The sequence below is a fragment of the Streptosporangium canum genome (assembly GCF_900113865.1).
GTDB lineage: Bacteria > Actinomycetota > Actinomycetes > Streptosporangiales > Streptosporangiaceae > Streptosporangium > Streptosporangium canum.
Genome location: NZ_FOQY01000010.1, coordinates 32,896 through 52,980, shown reverse-complemented (window position 1 = coordinate 52,980; position 20,085 = coordinate 32,896). Strand labels below are relative to the sequence as shown.

The window sequence follows — 20,085 nt, the reverse complement described above, 5'->3', positions numbered from 1 at the left end:
CGATGACACTGGAGGAGACAATGACGGACGCGCCGCCGCGTGAGCTTGAGGAGAGGCTGCGGGACACCCGCGCGAAACTGGAGAGCGACGTCGATCTCTGGGTCGCGACGCCGGGCTCCTCGGGCGACGTCCACCTCATCCCGCTCTCGTACCTCTGGGACGGGACCGCGTTCCTCATCTCGACGCCGCGTGCCTCGGTCACCGGCCGCAACCTGCTGGCGGACGGCCGGGTGCGGCTCGGCCTCGGGCCGACGCGCGACGTCGTCGTCGTGGACGGCGCCGCCGAGCCGGTGGATCTCGCCGACCTCGCTCCGGAGACGGGCGACGCGTTCGCGGCCAAGACCGGTTTCGACCCGCGCGAGCTCGACGAGCCCTACCAGTACTTCCTGGTCCGGCCGCGACGCGTCCAGGCCTGGCGGGAGGCGAACGAGCTGCGGGGACGCGATCTCATGCGCGACGGCCGCTGGCTCGGCTGAGCGCCGCACGGGAGCACAACCGCCCCGTCCCTCCGTGTCACCCGGTCCCGTCGGGGCCGGTGGTGCGGTACCGCTCGACCTCCGACCACGCGGCCGACATGCCGGCCAGGCACCGGTCGAAGACCTCGGAGTGCCGGAGATAGGCGGCACGGCCGGGGCCGGGGCGCACGCACAGGTCGTCTCCGTCGTTCACCGACCAGGGCTGGACGTCGTGGCCGAGGGCGCCGGGCAGCAGCGAGGCGACTCCGCGGGCTCCCAGCTCGCTGGTGAGCTGACGGCGGACCGGCCGCCCCAGCGCGTCGGCGAAGATCTGCGCCCAGACCTCGGACCGGGCGCCTCCGCCGGCCAGGCGCCAGGGGCGGTCTCCGATGTCGGCTCCGCTGGCCAGGACCCGGTCGAGCTGGACCCGGTGGTACTGGGCGACCCCCTCGATGACCGCGCGGGTGAGATGCCCGCGGCGATGCACGCCGGAGATGCCGAGGAAGGTTCCCGAGGCCGCGGGGTGTTCGGGGGCGCCGTTGACGAAGGGCAGGAACAGCAGGCCGTCCGCTCCCGGCGGCACCGTGGCCGCCTCCTTCAGGAGATCCACCGCGGGGACGCCGCCGACCTGACCGTGCGGCACCGACGCGGACGCCAGCCATTCGAGGTTGGCGGCCGAGGTCGGCGCGACCTCCATGGCCAGCATCGTGGTGGGGTCGGGCATCAACGCGCTCATCGTGACCTCCGGCGCCGGGGTGCGGGCGGGCACCACGACACCGTTGATGGCCCACGTCCCGACGATGATCGTCACATCTCCCAGGTCGCGTCCCCCGGCGCCCAGCGTCGCCGCCACGCAGTCCATGCAGCCCGCGATCACCGGGAGCCCTTCGGGGAGTCCGGTGCGCGCCGCGGCCTGGGCGCTCAGCCCGGCGACCACGTCGCTGGACTGCCGCAGCGGGGGGAACCGGTCGAGGTCGGTGGCCGGCAGCCCCACCAGCTCCAGTGCCGTCGCGCTGTACGCGCGGGTGTCGAGAGCCACCATGCCGAAGGCGCTGGCGTCGCTGTAGTCGGCGCTCGCGACACCGGTGAGCTGCGAGGTGACCCAGTCCTTGCAGGACAGGGCCCACCGGGTGGCCTGGTAGGCCTCCGGCTCGAAGTCGTGCAGCCAGCGCAGGAGCACGCTGGGCTGGGCCGCCCAGGGGATGGAGCCGGTCTCCCGGGCCAGCCGCCGAGCCGCCTCCGGCGGGATCGCGTCCACGATCTGCTGGGCCCGGCTGTCCGACGACGCGATGGCGGGCCCGACCGGCCGCAGGGAGGCGTCGACCGGATAGAGGCCGTTGCCGTGGGCCGCCACGCCGATGCCGGCCGGCGCGTATCCGTCGGCGGCCAGCTTGCCCGCGAGCTCGCCGAGCAGCGACATGACCGTGTCGGCCAGCCCGAGCATGTCGACGTCGTGACGGTGCGCGGTCGCGCAGGTGCGGGGCGTACGGGCGTGGACGACGCCGAGTTCCCGCCCCTCGACGTCGAAGGCCGCGGCCTTCGAGGCCGTGAGGCCGATGTCGACACCGATGTAGCACGTGGCCGGGGATGTCACGGGATCCTCCTGTCGCTGCTCCGTTGTGCCGCCGAAGTGGTCAGCGCCCGTGGCCGGTAGCGCCGCAGCTCGGCTCCGTAGTCGGCCAGTTCGGTGCGGGCCCGCTCGTCGTCCCAGCCGAGGTGACGCACGGCGATGGCGGCGCAGGCGGCCGCCGCCCCCAGGCCCATGTCAGGGCCGAGTCCGATAAGCGTACGTCGCAGAAGTATGTCGCCCAACGTCACGGCACCCTCGTCGCGCACCGCCATGATCACCTCGGCGGCGAGCGCGCCCGACTCCTCGTGGACGACCTCGGCGAGCGCGGCGTCCGTGGCGGCGATCTCGAGAACTCTGCGTGCCCGCACGCCGTAGATGTCGAGCAGCCGGCGCGACTGCGCTTTGGTGAGCGGCGACGAGCGCATGAAGTCCTCGGCGAAGGCCCGCCAGTCGGTGGTGTCGGCGCCCGGCAGCGGCCGCTCGCGGGTGAGGCATCGCCGGGGCGCGCGTCCGAGCACCCTCAGCACCTCGTCGGTGACGTCCTCGGCGAGGGCGCGGTGGGTCGTCAGCTTGCCGCCGATGACCGTGAGCAGCCCCGGGTGGGCCGGAGCGTGGCTGTGGACCGTGTGGCCGCGGCTGATCTTGGCGTTGTCCGAGACTCCGGCGGTGTAGGGGAGGGGCCGGATGCCGGCCACGCTGTACAGCACGTCGGCGGGTGTGAGACCGGCGCTCGGGAAGATCCGGTTGGTCTCGGCGAGCAGGTAGTCGATCTCGGCGTCGCTGGCGACGACCTCGTCGAGATCGCCCTCGTAGGTCAGGTCGGTGCTTCCCAGCACATAGCGGCCCTCCCAGGGGAAGACGAAGATCGGCCGCTGGTCGGCGGCGGCCTCGAAGAAGATGCAGGTGCCGGGCGCGCCCGGGAACGGGTCGACGATGACGTGGCTGCCCTTCGTGCCGCCGTTGAGGCGCCGGCTGGCCACCTGCCCGTCGAGGATGTCGTCGATCCACGGGCCGGCCGCGTTCACGGTGACGGCGGCACGGATCTCCGTCCGCTCGCCGGACCGGTTGTCCAGGGCCCGCACGCCGGCGACGCGGCCGCCCTCGGTGATCAGATCCGTGACCGTCGTGTGGGTCAGCACCCGTGCGCCGAACCGCTGGGCGTCGAGGAGGAGTTCGACGCAGAGCCGCTCGGCCCACGGCACCTGCGCGTCGTGGAACAGCGCCGCCCCGCGGAGCCCGCTCGTCGACAGGGCGGGCCACCGCCGGGCCAGCGCGCGGGCGGAGACGCTGCGGCTCCGCCCGTTCCCCCGGCCCACCGCCATGACGTCGAACGCGGCCAGCCCCAGGCGGATCAGCAGGCCGGGCCTGCTGTTGCCCGCGTAGAAGGGGATGAGCATCGGATAGTCGTGAACGAGGTGCGGGGCGTTGCGGAAGAGCAGGTGCCGCTCGCGGATGGACTCCCTGACGAGCTTGAAGTCGTAGCGTTCGAGGTATTTGAGGCCGCCGTGGATCAGCCGGCTCGACGTACTCGACGTGCCCGAGCCCACGTCGGCGCGGTCGACGACGACGACGCGCAGGCCACGGGCGGCGGCGTCCCGGGCTACGGCGAGCCCGTTGATACCGGCTCCGATGACGGCGAGGTCGACGTCGTCGTCAGGTCCGGTTCGGTGGTGCGACATGGGTTGCTCCCGGGGATGACGGGGGCGGGTCCCGGCGGTCTCGCGCCGGGACCCGCCCCCTCGGAGGGGTCAGGATGCTGCGTTGCCGGCCGACCGCTCCCTGAAGAGCTCGTAGGCGTCCTCGGGCTTCGCGTCGTCGTGCACGACCGCGCGGACCGCCGCGAGCATGGCGGCGGGGTGCTCGCTCTGGAAGATGTTGCGGCCCATGTCGACGCCGGCGGCGCCTTCCTGGATCGAGCGGTAGGCCATCGTCAGGGCGTCGAGCTCGGGCAGCTTCTTGCCGCCCGCGACGATGATCGGCACCGGGCAGCTCGAGGTGACGGTCTCGAAGCCCTGGTCGACGTAGTACGTCTTGACGATGTGCGCGCCCATCTCCGCGGTGATCCGGGTGGCCAGCCGGAAGTACCGGGCGTCGCGCACCATGTCCTTGCCGACGGCCGTGACGCCGAGTACGGCGACGCCGTGCCGCTGGCCGGCGTCCACGAGCGTGGCCAGGTTGGCGACCGACCGCGACTCGTGCTCCCCGCCGACGAACACCTGGATGGCCACGGCCGCGGCGTTGAGCCGTACCGCGTCCTCGATGTCCAGGGCGATGTGCTCGTCCGACAGGTCGCGCAGGATGCTCGGGCCGCCGCTGGCGCGCAGGACGATCCCGGCGTCGCTGTGCGCGGGGATGCTCGTGCGCAGCGCGCCCCGGGTCATCATGATGGCGTCGGCGTCGGGCACCAGCGGGGCGATGTTGGTGTCGATGCGCTCCAGCCCCGCCATGGGCCCGAGGAAGTATCCGTGGTCGAACGCCAGCATGACCGTCCGGCCGGTGTCCCTCCTGAAGATGCGCGAGAGGCGGTTCTGCAGGCCCCAGTCCTGGGCGTGGGCGCCCTTGACGTGGAAGCCGCCGGCCGTGGGGGCGGTCGCCTCGAAGTTACGGGCCTCGAGCAGACCGTCGGTGTCAGCCATGGCTGTTGTCTCCTGTGGTTGTGGTGGTTGCGGCCGCTGGTCGCGGCCGTCTTCTGAAGCGGGAGGGCGTGCCGGCTACGCGGTCGCCCCCACCGGCGAGAAAGAGGACCAGGAGCACGAGACCGCCCTTGAGGAGGTTCTGTGCCGCTGTGCTCCAGCCCACGAGATTGACCAGGCCGTCGAGCAGGATGAAGAAGAGCGCGGCTCCCCAGACGCCGACGGGCACGGCCCGTCCGCCTGAGATGAGCGTCCCGCCGATGACGACGACGGCCACGGAGTCGAGCAGGTAGCGGGTCCCGAGGTCCGCGGAGGGCGCGATGTAGGCGGCCAGCAGGGAGCCGGTCAGACCGGCCAGCGCGCCGCTCGCCAGGTAGGTCGTCGCGATGATCCGCGCGACGGGGATGCCGGCGCGCTCGGCGGCCCGGCGGTTCTGCCCGACCGCGATCAGCGACCGCCCGTAGATCGTACGGCGCAGCAGCACGATGACCAGCGCGGTCACGCCCGCGACGGCCACGGCGAGGAGCGGTATCCCGGCCGGCCGTACGTTGAGCAGTTGCCGCAGTCCCGCGTCCGGCACGGCGGTGAAGCCGTTGGCCAGTGACAGGGTGACCGATGAGGCGATGAGCCCCGCGGCCAGAGTGGCGATGATCGGCGGAACGGACAGGCCGAGGATCGCCACGGTGCTGATCAGCGCGACGACGACGCCCACGCCGACACCCGCGAGGATCCCCACGACCGCCGAGCCGGTGGACGCGGTCACCGCGACCGAGACGAACCCGGCGAGGGAGATGATCGGCGCCACGGAGACGTCGATGTTGCCGGGGCCGGCGGTGATGACGAGCATCTGCCCGAGCCCCACGACGACCAGGTAGGGCGCCAGGGACAGGGCGAGGGAGACCGTCTGGCCGCCGCCCTGACCAGAGATGATCACGATGATCAGCCAGACGAGCACCGCGGCGGCGAAGCCCCAGATCCACGGGCGCGCAACGAGCGCACGGATGTTCATCGCAGCACCTTTCCGACCACGACGCGGCCGGCGAGCACGGCCAGGACGATCACGCCTTGCACGGCCGACTGCATGTTGGTCGGCACGTCGAGCAGGCTCAGAACCACGCTGACCAGGCCGAGGGTCACGCCGCCGACGGCCACGCCCCAGGGCACGGCGCTGCCGCCCTGGAAGGAACCGCCGCCGAGGATCACCGCCGCCACCGTCATGAGGGAGTAGCTGGAGGCCGACGACACGTCCCCGCCACCGGTCTGGGAGGCCAGGACGAGACCGGACAGCACGCCCAGCGCGCCCGCGGCGGCGTAGGCCATGACGCGGGACGCCAGCGGGCGCAGACCGGCCCGCTCCAGCGCCACCGGGTTGCTGCCCAGGCCGCGCATCCGCACTCCGAGGGTGCTGCGTGCGGTGAGGAGGTAGACCACCGCGGCGACGGCGAGGATCGGCAGCAACGGCGCGGGGAAGCCGGCCGGCTGCCACATGCCGAAGGACGCCAGCCACTCCGGGGTCGTTCCGCCGGGCGTCGGCAGGGCGAACAGGCCCAGGCCCAGCCAGACGAACGACGCGCCGAGGGTGGCGATGAGCGACGGCACCCGGCGGAGGTGGATGAGGGCGCCGAGGACGGCGTAGGCCGCGACGAGCGCGAGCAGGATCAGGGCGCCGGTGGCCGGAGACGACACCAGCGTGGTCGCCGAGACCACGGTGACCAGGCCGACGAAGTTGCCGATGCCGAGGTCGATGTCGCCGACCGACATCAGCGTCATCTGGGCCTGGGCCGCGATGACCAGGGGTACGGTCGCGGAGAGGACCAGCGAGAGGCCGGCTACGGTCAGGACGTCCGGCTGCAGCGACGCGCAGACGGCGATCATGATGATCATGGCGACCGCGCTGACCACGGCCGGGGCCGTCCGGCGCATCCGCGCCCGGGTCGGCAGGGCCGGCAGGGCCGGCGCGAGGAGCTCACTCATGGCTCTGCTCTCCGTCGGACTCGGCGAACGAGACGGCGATGATCTGCTCCTCGGAGATCTCCTCGCCGGCGAGTTCGGCGACCACCCGCCCGGCGCGGAAGACGTAGACCCGGTCGCAGTGAGCCATCTCGGCGTTCTCGCTCGAGTACCAGACGACGCTCCGGCCCTGCGCCGCCTCGTGGCGGATGAGCTGGTAGAGGTCGGTCTTGGTGTGCACGTCGACCCCCCGGAAGGGGTCGTCGAGCAGCACGAGGTCGGCCGTCGAGGCGAACGCGCGGGCGACGATGACCTTCTGCTGGTTGCCGCCGCTGAGTTCGGTCATCGCCGCGTCCGGGCCGCCCCGGATCGACAGACGCTCGACCCAGCTCCCCACGGCCGCGCGCTCCTCGGCGGGGCGGCGCAGACCGTGGCGGGCGATGCCCCGCATCGCGGTCACGATGAGGTTCTCCGCCACCGTCCACAGCGGCAGGACCCCGGAGCGCTGCCGGTCGCCCGGCACGTACGCCCGGCTGCCGTGCACCCTGGTGTCGCGCCGGGCGGGCCGCCACAGGCGTTCGAGCACCTCCTGCTGGCCCTGGCCCGCCAGGCCGGCCAGGCCCACGACCTCTCCCGCGCCGACCCGTACGGAGACGTCGTGCAGTCCGGAGCCGGTGGCCCCGCGCAGCTCCGCCATCACCGGGCGGTCCGCGGGCTCTCCCGCGGCGGCCGCGGCCGGCTCGCTCCCGGCCCGGTCGGCGACCTGAGCCCCCATCAGGGTCAGCACGTCGTGCTCGCCGAGCCCGGCCGCGGGCCGGTCGGCGATGACGGCGCCGTCGCGCAGCACGGCGACGCGGTCGGCCACCGAGAGGATCTCGCGGATGCGGTGCGAGATGAGCAGGACCGCGACGCCGCCGGCGGTGAGGCCGCGGACGTAGTCGTACAGCGAGCGCGCCGCGTCCGGGCCGAGGGACTCGGTGGGCTCGTCGAGGATCAGCAGATCGAGCCGGTCGACCAGGCTGGCCCGGGCGATCTCGACCATCTGGCGCTGGGCCAGCGACAGATCCTCGATCCTGTCGCCGGACGTCACCCCGTGGCCGGGAAACATCTCGCCGAGCCGGCGCCGTGCCGCGTCGCCGGCCGCCCGCCGCCACCTCAGCCGCGGCAGGCAGTGGCGCGAGGACACCCAGATGTTCTCCGCGACCGTGAGGTCGGGGCAGAGCGACGTCTCCTGGTAGGCCATCCGCACCCCGCGGAACGCCGCGGCCCGCGGTCCGGCCTCACCCGAGGTCTCCCGCCCGCCCACCGTGACCGTGCCCTCGTCACAGGCTTCGAGTCCGGCGAGGACGCGCATGAGGGTGCTCTTGCCGGCGCCGTTGTGGCCGACGAGGCCGAGCACCTCCCCGGCGCGGACCTCGAGGTCCACCCCGGTGAGGGCCCGGGTGCGCCCGTACGTCTTGGTCACGTGTCTGGCGACGACGACGGGCTGTCGATCGGACGATCCCCGGTCCGCCCCCCGCGGAGCCGCGAACGGCTCCGCGGGAAGGTTGTGGACGTGCATGACGCGACCTCCTCCGTGCCTTCCCTGACTCAGCCGGCGGCGGTCGGGATCGGCGGCTGCACCGGCTTGCCGCCGGTCTGGACGGCCTTCACCTGCTCGCGGAACAGCTCACGCGTCCAGGGCCAGGCGGCGTACTCGTCGGGCTTGAGCGCGGCGGCCCACGCGTCGCGGTCCTTCTGCTCGACGAGGACGATCGGGAAGGTCAGGTGCTTGGGCACCTCGCGCTTCTCCAGCAGGTCGAGCGCCGCCCACAGCGCGGCGACCGACTGGCCGGGGTCGGACATGACGGCCACCGAGCCGTTGTCGATCTTGTTGTCCTTCCAGTAGTTCAGCGCGCGGCCGTTGGTCTCGAAGGTCACCGCGGGAACGGGCTTCCCCGCCGTGGCGAAGGCCTGGGCGACGCCGTAGCCGTCGCCGCAGCCGATGACCCCGTCGACCTTCGACACGCTCGAAAGCACGCCGAGCACGGCCTTCTGCGCGGTGGCGCCGTCGCACATCCCGTTCACCGTCGCGGCGGTCTTCACGCCGGGGTAGTCGCCGAGGATCTTCTTGGTGGTGTCGAACATCTCGGACTCGGGCTGCGAGCCGACGACGCCCCGGCTGACGATGACGTTGCCCTTGCCGCCGATGCCGTCCAGCAGCGGCTTGGCGGCGTAGGTGGCCCAGTCGACGAAGCTGTTCTGCAGCACGTACGCGCACTCGGAGTCGATCGCGGAGTCGAAGACCACGACGGTGACGCCGGCGGCACAGGCCTGCTGGATGACCGGCTTGAGCGCGGTGGGCGAGGACGGGTCGATGAGCAGGGCGTCCGGCTTCTGGAGCAGGAGGCTCTTGATCTGGGCGACCTGCTCCGTCGCCGAGTTGTCGCCCGGCGCGTTGACGACCTTGTACTTGCTGATCAGGCCGTCGGTCTGGGCCTGCGTGGCCGCGGCCTCGAACTTGGCGATCATCGTCTGGCGCCAGCCGTTGCCGATGAAGCCGTTGCTCAGGGCGATGAACGGCTTGTCGCCGTCCGGCTTGGCGTCGGGGGTGGCGGCGGAGCTACAGCCCGCGGCCAGGACCGCGAGGGCGGCCAGCGATGCCACGGAGGCCGTGCGCCAAGGCCGGGGTGTGGGACGGGTACGCATCGTGGTCTCCAGAGAGAGCAGGTCCGCCGGAGCGGTGGAATCGAGGCCGCGAACGCATCGCTCACGGGGAGCATGGTCGGGCAGTCATTACAGACCTGTAATGACAAGCAAACTAAATCGATGTTACGGGCATGTCAAGAGTCACTTTTCTGGCTGATCTTTCCGGCGGATGGTGGATAATCATCACGGTGGGCTCGCTAGCCTGTCATTACAGGTCTGCGGACGTGGCATGCTTTTCTGGACGCTGCCGCCAAGGAGGTTTCCGTGACGATGACGTATCCGCGCCTCAACCGGGATGGGGCCGAACCGCTGTGGATGCAGCTGATGCGGGCGTTGCGAACCAAGATCGATTCCGGTGAGCTCGGCCCGGATCAGCCGCTGCCGTCCGAGGCGGAGCTCAGCGACATGTTCAGCGTCTCCCGCACCGTCGTCAGGGAGGCCCTGCGCGAGCTCGTGCAGCAGCGTCTGATCTACAAGGTCAAGGGGCGCGGCGCCTTCGTCTCGCCGCGCAAGACCGAGCTGCGGTTCATCGGCTCGATGTCCGGCTCCGCCGACGACCTGCGGGAATCAGGCCGTCGCGTGACGACCCACACCATCCGCCAGACCCTCGGCGAGGCGGACGAGCGGGAGGCCGCCCTGCTGCAGATCCCCCTGGGGGAGCAGGTCGTCAGGATACGGAGACTCCGGCGCGTCGACGGGCAGCCGTGGCTGCTCGTCGACACCGCCCTGCCCGCCCGCCTGGTGCCCGGCCTGGAGCGCGCCGTACTGGAGAACCAGTCGCTGTACGACGTCCTGCGACGGCGGTACGGGCTCGAACCCGCCGCCGCCGACCGGTGGATCGAGGCGGTCTTCCCCGACCGGGAGGACGCGGCGGTGCTCGAAGTCTCCACCTCGACACCGCTGCTCGGCATCGAATCGGTCGCGTGGCTGGACGACAACACGCGCTTCGAGGCCTACTACGCCCTCCACCGCAGCGACCAGACCCGGTTCTACGTCGGCATCCGCTGACCGCCTCCCGGCGACGCGCCCACCCGGAGAACCGCCAAGTCCAGCGTTCCGCGCGTTTGACAGCAGAAGTGTTTGACGCCACAAGCGTTTGACACCGGAACGGGAGAACCCGGCCGCCGTAGTCGGCGACCGGGCCCTCTGCCTGGGACTTTCGGTGATCAGGCCGTCATGGCGACCAGGATCCGGCGGGCGCCGGTGAACGGCTCCCGGCCGTGGGCGCACAGCATGTTGTTGATGATCATCAGGTCGCCCCGGCGCCAGGGGAACCCGTAGGAGACCTCGTCGTAGGCGGCCTTGACCGCGGCGAGGTCGGCCGGGTCGATCGGGGTGCCGTCGGCCAGGTACGCGTTCCGGGGCAGGTCGGCCTCGTCGTACAGCGACAGCAGGGCCTCGCGGACCTCCTCGTCCAGGCTGGTGACGTGGAACAGGTTCGCCTGGTTGAACCAGACCTGCTCCCCGGTGAGCGGCTCGGTCTGGTGGGAGGGCCGGTGGTGCCTGGTGCGCAGGCCGTCCTCGGTCCACTCGAACGTCTGCCCGTGCCGCGCGCAGTACTCCTCGACCGCCGCGGGGTCGTCGGTCTGGAACGACTCCTGCCAGGACAGGCCGAGCCCCTCCCGGAACGCCCTGGCGTACACGACGCCGTCGGCGAACCTGTCCCGCACCTCCTGGGGGATCATGCGGAACACCGCGCGGCTGTCGGCGATCGGGGTGGCCCCGCCGGTGGCCGCGGCGGTGTCGCAGTAGAAGAACAGGTGGCCCGGCCAGCTGTCCGAGTAGGAGTTCTCGTTGTGCATCGGCAGCGGCTGGTCGGCCGGGTACTCGGTGGAGGTGTAGATCGACTCGGTGACGGACGTGCGCGGGGTGGAGCGTTCGGTGTAGCGCAGCGGGTCACCGCCGACGGCCCGGACGATCCGGTCGAACAGCTCGAGGTCGGCCGGCAGGTCGCGGAGCAGCACCGCGCCGTGCTGGGCCAGCGCGGCCCGCAGGCTGTCGCGGTGGGCCGCCACCCAGTCGAGATGGTCGGTCATGTCCGGCCCGAGACCGTACACCACGATCGTGGTGTGGTCGTTGCCGTCGAGCTGTCCGGTCACCGGCCCGAGCTGGGCCAGTTCCTCGGGAATGACACCCGTCATGATGCGGTGGTTCCTTTCAGGCGGCGTTGCCGTTCCTGCATGCCGATGAGGTCGTCGGGGAGCGAGTCGGGCACCTCGGTGTCGAAGCGCCGGAGCAACCGGATGGTGGACGCGCCGATGGTGATCGCGGCCATCATCAGCGCGAAGACGACGTAGGTGAAGCCCACGCCGCGCCCGTCCCCGGTGCCGATGACCGCGCCGACCGAACCGGCGAGCGCGCCGTCCGGCTGCAGCAGGGGGTTGAACAGGGAGGTGGCCAGGGGCGCCAGCACGGCGAAGCCGAGCGGCAGGGTGGACCACGAGATGGCCTGGTTGAGCGCGAGCACCCGGCCGTGGAAGCGCTGCGGCACCTTGACCTGGATCAGCGTCACGTAGATGCCCTGGGAGACCGTCATCGCCATCGCCATGCAGAAGACGCCGGTCGTGACCACGACCAGGGACGGCTGCAGGCCCATCACCAGGCATCCGGCGGCCATCCCCAGGTTGCCCAGGAACACGCCGATCATCCGGCGCTTCCTGGGGCCGCCCCAGAGCGCCATGATCACTCCACCGGCCACCGCGCCCAGGGCCTCGGCCACCGCGACCTGGGCGACCTGGTCGACCGTGCCGAAGGAGAGCGTCAGCGGGACGGTCAGCACCAGGGCCGGGCCCAGGAAGATGTTGGCGACGGCGAAGTAGATGACCATGGCCCGGAACCCGCGCAGGTTCCAGGAGAACCGCAGCCCCTCCGCGATCGCGGTGACCAGCGGCTCCTTGCGGCGGAAGCCGAGCGTGTCGGGGAAGCGGACCATCAGCAGCACCGCGAGGGCGAACAGGTAGCTCACCATGTCGATGGCGATGATGCCGGGCAGGCCGATCGCGACGTACAGCCCGGCGCCCAGCAGGGGGGCGAACAGCATCGCGAACCCGTTGGTGAGCTGGGTGAGGCCCACCGCGTGTCCCAGATAGCGCTTGGGCACCAGCTGCGGCACCGCGGTCTGGAAGGCCAGCCGCTGGTAGGTGCCGGCCATCGAGTTGAGTGGCAGCAGCAGGTAGATGACCCACAGGTCCAGCCGTCCGGTCCACAGCAGCAGCGCGATGCAGAGCTGGACCGCGCCCGAGATGCCGCTCGCGGTGATCATGACGCGCCGCCGGTCGAACCGGTCGATGAGCGGTCCGGCGATGGGCAGCATCGCCACCCCGGCGACCAGCGTCAGCGCCCACAGCAGACCGAGGTCGGTCACCGAGCCCGTCCGGTCGAACAGCCACACCGGGATGGCGAAGCCGGTCAGCGCCGACCCGGTCGCCGAGACGAGCTGCCCGATCGCGACGCTGAGGAACCTGGTGTTGCTCGGCTCCACCACGGGCGGCCCCTCGGCCTGTCCGGGCTCGGCCGGGTAGTGCGTGTCCTGAAGCACCCACGCGGCGTCGGGGCCCCGCCCGGCGGGGCCGTACTCGGCGGTCTCGCGCCGGGCCATCGCCGGGTGGATGCCCGTGACGATCTCGGCCAGCTCCTCCGCCCGGTGCTTGAGGAAGAAGTGCCCGGCCTGGTCGAGCACCACCAGCCCGGTGGTCTCGGTGAGGAACTCCCACTCCCGGTACCGCTCGGTGTGGTAGTCGGTGACCGGGTCCTCCGAGCCGACCACCGAGATGATCGGAGCCGACATCGGCTCCGGCCGCCGGTCGAGCAGCTCGGTGAAGTACTCCTCGGCCGCCCGGGAGTCGGCCCGCATGTTGCCGATGATCCGGTCGGCCTGCTCCGGGTCGAGCGCGTCGGTGTCGACGCCCATCCCCTTCAGCCAGTTGGCGGACTCGCGGTTGCTGCGCAGCTTCTCCAGCCGGGTGCGGACCGCGCCGATGACGCCCTTGAGCCGGGCGAACGGGAACATGGCGCCGATGTAGATCGCGTCCACGTCCCGGCCGGCCTCGGTCAGCTTCCGGGCCACGCCGACCGCGATGGCGCTGCCGACGCCGCAGTGCCCGTAGAGGACCAGCGGGCCGTCCACCCGTTCCCGGACCTCCGCCACGATCCGGTCGACCAGCTCGTGGAAGGGGAGCCCCTCCTCGGTCAGGCCCACGTCGTGGCCGGGGATGGCCACCGAGTACAGCGCGTGCCCGGCGGGGAGGGCGTCGGCGAGCGGCTGGTAGACGATCGCGCTGCCGCCGCCGTACGGGACGCAGACGTAGGACAGGGTGCGCTTGCCGGCCGTCTTCGGGGTCAGCTCGTACAGCAGCGGCTGCGGCCCGGTCGCCGCGTCGGCGCCGGCGTCGATGAAGACGGCCAGCTCGCGGATGGTGCGGTTCTGGAACAGGTCCATGACACCGACCGGACGTCCCGAGCCGTCGGACGCCTTGCGGATCCGGGCCACCACCTGGGTGGCGAGCAGGGAGTGGCCGCCGGAGTCGAAGAAGTCGTCGTGGACGCCGATCTGCTCCAGGCCGAGGACCTCGGTCCAGATCTCGGCCAGCATCCGTTCCGTGGGGGTCTCCGGCTCGACCAGCTCGGCGGTGGCGTCCCGGGTCGCCTGCGGGGCCGGCAGCGCCTTGCGGTCCAGCTTGCCGTTGGGGGACAGCGGCAGCGTGTCCAGGGTGACGAACGCCGTCGGCACCATGTAGTCGGGCAGGCTCTGCTTCAGCGCGAGCCGCAGCTCGGTGACGTCGACGTCCGTCTCGGCGGGGGTCGTCAGGTAGGCGACCAGCCGCTTGTCACCCGGGGTGTCCTCGCGGACCACCACCACCGCCTCGGTGACGTCCTCGCGGTCCCGCAGCGCCGTCTCGATCTCGCCGAGCTCGATGCGCAGGCCGCGCAGCTTCACCTGGTGGTCGATGCGGCCGAGGAACTCCAGGTTCCCGTCGCGGCGCCAGCGCGCCAGGTCGCCGGTGCGGTACAGCCGGGCGCCCAGGTCGCCGCCGAACGGGTCGGGGACGAACCGTTCGGCGGTGAGCGCCGGGCGGCGGTGGTAGCCCCTGGCCACCCCGACCCCGCCGATGTGCAGCTCGCCGGGCACGCCGACCGGGGTGGGGCTGCCGTGGACGTCGAGCACGTACAGCCGCATGTTCGCGATCGGGGCGCCGATCGGCAGGGTGACCGCCCCGGCGATGGCCTCGGGGGTGCAGTGCCAGGAGGTGACGTCGATGGCGGCCTCGGTGGGACCGTACAGGTTGTGCAGCTCGCAGTCCGGGAGCACCGCCGTGAACGTGGCCGCCGTGGCCACGGGGAGCTCCTCGCCGCTGCAGATCACCCGGCGCAGTCCCGTGCAGTCCCCCGCGGCCCTCTCGTCGTCGGCGAGGAACACCGCCAGCATCGAGGGGACGAAGTGGGCGGTGGTCACGTTCTCACTGATCAGCAGGTCACGCAGGTACGCCGCGTCCTTGTGCCCGCCCGGCTTGGCGAGCACCAGCCGCGCTCCGGTGAGCAGGGGCCAGAAGAACTCCCACACCGACACGTCGAAGCCGGCGGGGGTCTTCTGCAGCACGACGTCGTCGTCGCCCAGCCGGTAGGTCCGCTGCATCCACTGCAGCCGGTTGACGATGCCGCGGTGGGTGTTGGGCACGCCCTTGGGCCGGCCGGTGGACCCCGAGGTGTAGATGACGTAGGCGGCGTTGCCGGAGGTGACCGGCGGCCGGGGATCGGCGGTGGACCGGCCCGCCCACTCGCCGGACTCGTCCAGGTCCAGGATGGTCGCGTCGGTGGCCGGGACGCTCGCCCGCAGGTGCCCCTGGGTCAGCACCACGGGCGCGCCGGCGTCGTTGATCATGAAAGCCAGCCGGTCGGCCGGATACTCCGGATCGAGCGGCAGGTAGGCCGCTCCCGACTTGAGCACGCCCAGCAGCGCCACCACGAGCTCGGCCGAGCGTTCGGCGTAGACGCCGACCAGGGTCTCCGGCCCCACTCCCAGCTCGCTCAGCCGGTGCGCCACCCGGTTGGCCCGCTCGTTCAGCTCGGCGTAGGTGAGGTGACTGCCCTCGAATGTCACCGCGACCGCGCCGGGGGTACGGGCGGCCTGATCCTCGATCAGGCCGTGCAGCGTCGCCCCCTCGTCCAGCGTGGCGGCGGTGTCGTTCCACACGTCCACCAGCAGCGTCTGCTCGGCGGCGTCCAGCATCGGGAGCTCGGACACGCGGGTGGCGGGGGCGGCGACGATCGCCCGCAGCAGGGTGACGAAGCGGGTCGCCATGCTCGCCACGGTCGCCTCGTCGAACAGCGCCGTGTTGTAGACGAACTTGACGATCAGCCCGTCCGGTATCTCGATGACGTGCAGCTCGATGTCGAAGCGGGTGGCCCGCAGGTCCATCGGCAGCCACGCGATGCGCAGGTCCGAGCTTCCCGCGTCCGCGATCCTGCCCATCTGGTAGTTCTGCAGCGCGAACATCGCCTGGAACACCGGTGACCGGCTGACGTCGCGGGGCACGCCGAGCGCGTTGACCAGCTGCTCGAAGGGGACCTCCGCGTGGTCGAAGGCGTCGAGCACGCCGACCCGGGTGCGTTCGAGCAGCTCGTCGAAGGTGGGGTCGTCGCCGAGCCGCGCGCGCATCGGCAGCATGTTGACGAACATGCCGACCACGTTCTCCAGCTCCGCCAGCGACCGGCCGGCCGAGGAGGAGCCGACCGCGAAGTCGTCCTGGCCGGAGTGCCGCGCCAGCAGCACCTGGTAGGCGGCGAGCAGCGTCATGAACAGCGTCGCGTTGCGTTCCCTGCAGAGCCGGTTGACCGCGTCGGTGAGCTCGGCGTCGACGTCGACGATGTGCCAGTCGCCCTCGAAGACCTGGGTGGCGGGCCGGGGCCGGTCGGCGGGCAGCTCCAGGGCCGGCACGCCGGCGAGCCGCTCGCTCCAGAACGTCAGCTGGCGCTCCAGCTCGTGACCGGTCTGGGTCTGCCGCTGCCAGTGCGCGAAGTCGCCGTAGGAGATCGGCAGGCCGGGGAGCGTGGTCTCCGCGCCGGCCCGCAGGGCGTGGTAGGCCGCGGCGAGGTCGCGCAGCAGCAGGTCCACCGACCACCCGTCGCCGACGATGTGGTGGGTGCTGACCAGCAGCCGGTGATCGTCGTCGGCCAGCCTGATCAGCAGGGCGCGGAGCAGCGGCCCCTCGGCGAGGTCGAACGGCTCGGTGGCCACCTCGTCGATCAGCACCTGGGCCGCGGCCTCGTCGTCGGCCGTCACGAAGCGCAGCGGCACCGTGACGGAAGGCTCGATCTGGACGGTCGGCCGGCCGTCGGAGTCGGCGGGAAAGCGCATCCGCAGCGCTTCGTGCCGGACCGGGAGCGTCTGCAGGGCCTGGTCCAGCAGTTCGAGGTCGACCTCGCCGGTCAGGCGCATCGGGATCGGGATGTTGTACTGGCTGGTGCCCGGAGCGAACTGCTCCATGAACCAGACCCGCTCCTGCTGGTAGGACAGGGGCGGGGCGGCGCCCTCGGGGCGGGGCTTCACGGTGGCGGTGGCCCGCCGGCGCAGCCGCTGCTCCAGCAGTGCCCGGCGGGCCGCGGAGGGGGCGGGGGTCGATAAAGGGGGCTGTGGGGTGGTCTCTGGGGTGGTCGTCATGGCCGGCCGTCACCTTCCGCTGTGAGTAGCCGCTCGACATCCTCATCGCTGAGCTGGTCGAGGTCTTCGTTGAGCCGCCGTTCGATTTCGGCCGCGAGGTCGGCGACGGTGGCGTAGGAGAAAAGTCCGCGGACCGGGATGTCCACCTCGATCTGACCGCGGATCCTGGCGATGGCCCGGATCGCCAGCAGGGAGTTGCCGCCGAGTTCGAAGAAGTCGTCCTCGGCGCCGACCTTCTCCACCCCCAGCAGCTCGGCGAACACCTCCGCCACCAGCTCCTCCGCGGCGGTGCGGGGCGCGACGTACCTGCGCTCGGGGGCCGCCGACGGCGCGGGGAGGGCGGCGTGGTCGAGCTTGCCGTTGGCGGTCAGGGGCAGGGCGTCGAGGGTGACGTAGCCGGACGGGATCATGTGGGCCGGCAGGGTGGCGGCGAGCGCGTCGCCGATCGCCGTGAGGTCCGCCTCGCCGACCAGGTAGGCGACGAGCCGCCTGCCGTCGGAGGTGTCCTCGCGGACGCTGACGGCGGCGTCGCGGACGCCGGGCCGCGCCCGCAGGGCCGTCTCGATCTCGCCGGGTTCGATGCGGTAGCCGTGGAGCTTGATCTGGTCGTCCGCGCGGCCGGCGAACTCCAGGCTCCCGTCGGCGCGCCGGCGCGCCAGGTCGCCGGTACGGTACATCCGCCCGCCGGGGGGCCCGTAGGGGCACGGCACGTAGGCGGCGGCGGTGGCTCCCGGCCGGTTCAGGTAACCGCGGGTCACCTGGGGGCCGGCGACGTAGAGCTCGCCGACGACGCCGGCGGGCGCCGGCCGCAGCCCGCCGTCCAGCACGTAGGCGGTGTTGCCGGGGGCCGGACGGCCGATCCCGACCGCGCCCGCCTGGTCGACGGGCAGCGCCTCGCCGGGCGCCACGTGGGCCGCGACGCAGCCGACGGTGGCCTCGGTGGGGCCGTACTCGTTGACGACCGTGACGCCCGGATGCCGCTCCCGCCAGGCGGTGACCCAGTCGGCGGGCAGCGCCTCACCGCCCAGCACCAGGTCGGCGCTGGGGGCCGCGCGGTCGGGCAGCGCCGCCAGCAGCGCCAGGTGGCTGGGGGTGGCCTTGAGGAACGTCGGCCGGTCACCGGCCGCGACGCCGTCGTCGAGGGCGGCGAACCGCACCGCGCCGCCGACGGTCAGCGGCCCGAACAGGCCGGTCACGGTCAGGTCGAAGGAGATCGGCGAGTGCAGCAGCGCCTGCCCGGCCAGGCCGGGGTAGGCGGTGCCGGCCCACGCCAGGTAGGCGGCCACCGAGCCGTGCTCGACCACGACGCCCTTGGGGGTGCCGGTCGAGCCCGAGGTGTAGATGACGTAGGCGACGTTCTCCGGCGCGGCCTCCGGGGAGGAGCCGGCGGCCGGCTGCCCGGTCCACTCGCCGGGGTCGTCGACGGCGAGCACGGTCGCGCCGGCGGCCGGCAGGGCGCCCGTCAGGTGCCGCTGGGTGAGCACCACCGCGGCGGCGGAGTCGGCGAGCATGTACGCCACCCGCTCCGCCGGGTAGCCGGGATCCACCGGCACGTAACCCGCTCCGGCCTTCCACACGCCCAGCAGGGCGGGCAGCAGCTCCAGGCACGGTTCGGCGTACACCGCGACCAGGGACTCGGGGCCGACGCCCGAGCGCCGCAGCCGGTCCGCCACCCGTCCGGCGGCCTCCTCCAGCTCCGCGTAGGTCAGCCGCCGGTCACCGACGATCACGGCGGTCGCGTCCGGGGTGCGTGCGGCCTGCGCCTGCACCATGCGGCACACCGTGGCGTGCTCGCGCGGCGGCTCCTGCGCGCCCGCCTCCAGCAGCGACGCGCGCTCGGCCTCATCCATCAGCGGCAGGTCGCCGATCCGGGTGTCCGGGTCGGCCGCGCCCGCGGCCAGGACGCGCAGGTAGCGGGCGACGAACGTCTCCGCGGTGCCCCGGTCGAACAGGTCGGTGCGGTACAGCAGCCGGCTGGTGCCGGTGGTCAGGTCGAACGCCAGGTCGTCCTTCGAGGTGCTGTAGGGGATCGGCTCGATGCCGGAGTCGGGGATGTAGTTGAAGCCGATCTGGTAGAGCGGCTGCACCCCCGGATCCCGCTGCGGCGCGATCGCCTCCACGACCGCCTGGAACGGGATCTGGCCGTTCTCCATGGCGTCGAGCAGGGTGGCGCGGACCCGGCCGAGCAGCTCGGCGAAGGCCGGGTCGCCCGAGGTGTCGGTCCGCACCACCATCTGGTTGATGAACATGCCGACCAGCCCGGCGACCTCCGGCAGATCCCGGCCGCTCATGGTCACCCCGACGACGGTGTCGTCGTCGCGGGACAGCCGGGACAGCAGCGCGACGTAGGCCGTCAGGAACACCATGAACGGCGTCGCGGCCGAGCGGCGTCCCACCGCGGCGGCCTGCTCCTGCAGCTCCTCCGGGATCGTGAAGCGGACCTCGTCGCCGGCGTAGCCGAGCTGGGCGGGCCGCGGCCGGTCGGTGGGGAGGGTGTGCACGGCGGGCAGCCCCGCCAGCCGCGACCGCCAGTAGTCCGTCTGGTCGGCCAGGGCCTGGCCGGTGAGCTGGCCGCGCTGCCAGGCCGCGTAGTCGGCGTACTGGATGGGCAGCTCCGGCAGGCCGGCGGGCCGCCCGGCCGCCGCGGCGGCGCACAGCTCGGTCAACTCCGTCGTGAGGATGACGGCCGAGGTGGCGTCGAACACGGCGTGGTGGACCACGAAGCCGACCACCCAGCGCGCGTCGCCGGTCCGGGTCACCGTGGCCCGCCACAGCGGGGCGCGGTCGGTGGGGACCGCGGCCCTGGCGGCGGCCAGGGCGTGGTCGTACATCCGGGCCTTGCGCTCCTCGGCGGGGAGCGCCCGCAGGTCGTGCACCCGCACGTCGAGGTCGACCTCGGCGTGCACCACCTGGCGGAGGGCGCCGTCGACGATCCTGAAGGAGGTGCGGAGCACCTCGTGCCGGTCGACGACGGTCTTCAGCGCCGCGACGACCTCGTCGGCCTCGATCGGGTGCAGGATCTCCAGCGAGCACGGCAGGTTGAACACCGGCGAGCCGGGATCCAGCTGGTCGGCCAGCCAGATGCGTTCCTGGCCGAAGGAGGCCGGAGCCTCCCATTCCCTGGCGGTCATC

General features: G+C 72.4%; 12 protein-coding genes. 2 read left to right on the top strand and 10 right to left on the bottom strand.

What is annotated here, in order from left to right; translation table 11 throughout:
* The first annotated feature begins 20 nt into the window (after nucleotides 1–20).
* Entirely contained in the window at nucleotides 21–476 is a 456-nt protein-coding gene (locus tag BM085_RS16755) for a pyridoxamine 5'-phosphate oxidase family protein (protein WP_093887905.1), read from the top strand.
* 37 nt (nucleotides 477–513) lie between these two features.
* Here the strand turns inward: BM085_RS16755 and BM085_RS16750 are convergent, their stop codons facing one another.
* The 7 genes from BM085_RS16750 to BM085_RS16720 all read right to left on the bottom strand — a co-directional run bounded on the left by BM085_RS16750 (nucleotide 514) and on the right by BM085_RS16720 (nucleotide 9,296).
* Nucleotides 514–2,049, bottom strand: coding sequence for an FGGY-family carbohydrate kinase (locus BM085_RS16750; protein WP_093887904.1), 1,536 nt, complete (start codon nucleotides 2,047–2,049; stop codon nucleotides 514–516).
* The gene (locus tag BM085_RS16745) at nucleotides 2,046–3,704 is read right to left on the bottom strand and encodes a glycerol-3-phosphate dehydrogenase/oxidase (RefSeq protein WP_093887903.1); all 1,659 of its coding nucleotides are present in this window, start codon (nucleotides 3,702–3,704) and stop codon (nucleotides 2,046–2,048) included. The genes BM085_RS16750 and BM085_RS16745 overlap by 4 nt, the downstream gene beginning before the upstream one ends.
* A gap of 69 nt (nucleotides 3,705–3,773) precedes the next feature.
* On the bottom strand, nucleotides 3,774–4,661 hold the full coding sequence (lsrF, locus tag BM085_RS16740) for a 3-hydroxy-5-phosphonooxypentane-2,4-dione thiolase (RefSeq protein ID WP_093887902.1): 888 nt from the start codon (nucleotides 4,659–4,661) through the stop codon (nucleotides 3,774–3,776).
* On the bottom strand, nucleotides 4,654–5,667 hold the full coding sequence (locus BM085_RS16735) for an ABC transporter permease (protein WP_093887901.1): 1,014 nt from the start codon (nucleotides 5,665–5,667) through the stop codon (nucleotides 4,654–4,656). Before BM085_RS16735 ends, lsrF begins: the two co-directional genes overlap by 8 nt.
* Entirely contained in the window at nucleotides 5,664–6,632 is a 969-nt protein-coding gene (locus BM085_RS16730; protein WP_093887900.1) for an ABC transporter permease, read from the bottom strand. Before BM085_RS16730 ends, BM085_RS16735 begins: the two co-directional genes overlap by 4 nt.
* Nucleotides 6,625–8,169 (bottom strand): sugar ABC transporter ATP-binding protein, encoded by a 1,545-nt coding sequence (locus tag BM085_RS16725; protein WP_218158731.1) that lies wholly within the window; start codon nucleotides 8,167–8,169, stop codon nucleotides 6,625–6,627. The genes BM085_RS16730 and BM085_RS16725 overlap by 8 nt, the downstream gene beginning before the upstream one ends.
* 29 nt (nucleotides 8,170–8,198) lie before the next feature.
* Nucleotides 8,199–9,296, bottom strand: a complete 1,098-nt coding sequence (locus BM085_RS16720; protein ID WP_093887899.1) for an ABC transporter substrate-binding protein — start codon at nucleotides 9,294–9,296, stop codon at nucleotides 8,199–8,201.
* 270 nt (nucleotides 9,297–9,566) lie between these two features.
* Here BM085_RS16720 and BM085_RS16715 point away from each other — a divergent pair, with 270 nt between their 5' ends.
* The gene (locus BM085_RS16715; protein ID WP_093888071.1) at nucleotides 9,567–10,304 is read left to right on the top strand and encodes a GntR family transcriptional regulator; all 738 of its coding nucleotides are present in this window, start codon (nucleotides 9,567–9,569) and stop codon (nucleotides 10,302–10,304) included.
* A gap of 158 nt (nucleotides 10,305–10,462) precedes the next feature.
* Here BM085_RS16715 and BM085_RS16710 read toward each other — a convergent pair whose 3' ends face one another.
* Genes BM085_RS16710 through BM085_RS16700 form a run of 3 tightly spaced genes read right to left on the bottom strand, consistent with a single transcriptional unit; the run spans nucleotide 10,463 to nucleotide 20,084 of the window.
* Nucleotides 10,463–11,437, bottom strand: a complete 975-nt coding sequence (locus BM085_RS16710; protein ID WP_093887898.1) for a TauD/TfdA family dioxygenase — start codon at nucleotides 11,435–11,437, stop codon at nucleotides 10,463–10,465.
* Nucleotides 11,434–16,953: a non-ribosomal peptide synthetase/MFS transporter gene (locus BM085_RS16705; RefSeq protein ID WP_093887897.1), complete on the bottom strand. Its 5,520-nt coding sequence runs from the start codon at nucleotides 16,951–16,953 to the stop codon at nucleotides 11,434–11,436. Before BM085_RS16705 ends, BM085_RS16710 begins: the two co-directional genes overlap by 4 nt.
* Complete coding sequence (locus tag BM085_RS16700; protein ID WP_093887896.1) at nucleotides 16,950–20,084, bottom strand: non-ribosomal peptide synthetase; 3,135 nt, start codon at nucleotides 20,082–20,084, stop codon at nucleotides 16,950–16,952. The genes BM085_RS16705 and BM085_RS16700 overlap by 4 nt, the downstream gene beginning before the upstream one ends.
* Nucleotide 20,085: the final 1 nt, after the last annotated feature.

What these genes read in the sequence shown, in the direction of transcription:
- BM085_RS16755 (WP_093887905.1), top strand. Translation starts at nt 21, where the DNA reads ATGACGGACGCGCCGCCGCGTGAGCTTGAGGAGAGGCTGCGGGACACC.
- BM085_RS16745 (WP_093887903.1), bottom strand. Translation starts at nt 3,704, where the DNA reads ATGTCGCACCACCGAACCGGACCTGACGACGACGTCGACCTCGCCGTC.
- lsrF (WP_093887902.1), bottom strand. Translation starts at nt 4,661, where the DNA reads ATGGCTGACACCGACGGTCTGCTCGAGGCCCGTAACTTCGAGGCGACC.
- BM085_RS16735 (WP_093887901.1), bottom strand. Translation starts at nt 5,667, where the DNA reads ATGAACATCCGTGCGCTCGTTGCGCGCCCGTGGATCTGGGGCTTCGCC.
- BM085_RS16730 (WP_093887900.1), bottom strand. Translation starts at nt 6,632, where the DNA reads ATGAGTGAGCTCCTCGCGCCGGCCCTGCCGGCCCTGCCGACCCGGGCG.
- BM085_RS16725 (WP_218158731.1), bottom strand. Translation starts at nt 8,169, where the DNA reads ATGCACGTCCACAACCTTCCCGCGGAGCCGTTCGCGGCTCCGCGGGGG.
- BM085_RS16720 (WP_093887899.1), bottom strand. Translation starts at nt 9,296, where the DNA reads ATGCGTACCCGTCCCACACCCCGGCCTTGGCGCACGGCCTCCGTGGCA.
- BM085_RS16715 (WP_093888071.1), top strand. Translation starts at nt 9,567, where the DNA reads ATGACGTATCCGCGCCTCAACCGGGATGGGGCCGAACCGCTGTGGATG.
- BM085_RS16710 (WP_093887898.1), bottom strand. Translation starts at nt 11,437, where the DNA reads ATGACGGGTGTCATTCCCGAGGAACTGGCCCAGCTCGGGCCGGTGACC.
- BM085_RS16705 (WP_093887897.1), bottom strand. Translation starts at nt 16,953, where the DNA reads ATGACGACCACCCCAGAGACCACCCCACAGCCCCCTTTATCGACCCCC.
- BM085_RS16700 (WP_093887896.1), bottom strand. Translation starts at nt 20,084, where the DNA reads ATGACCGCCAGGGAATGGGAGGCTCCGGCCTCCTTCGGCCAGGAACGC.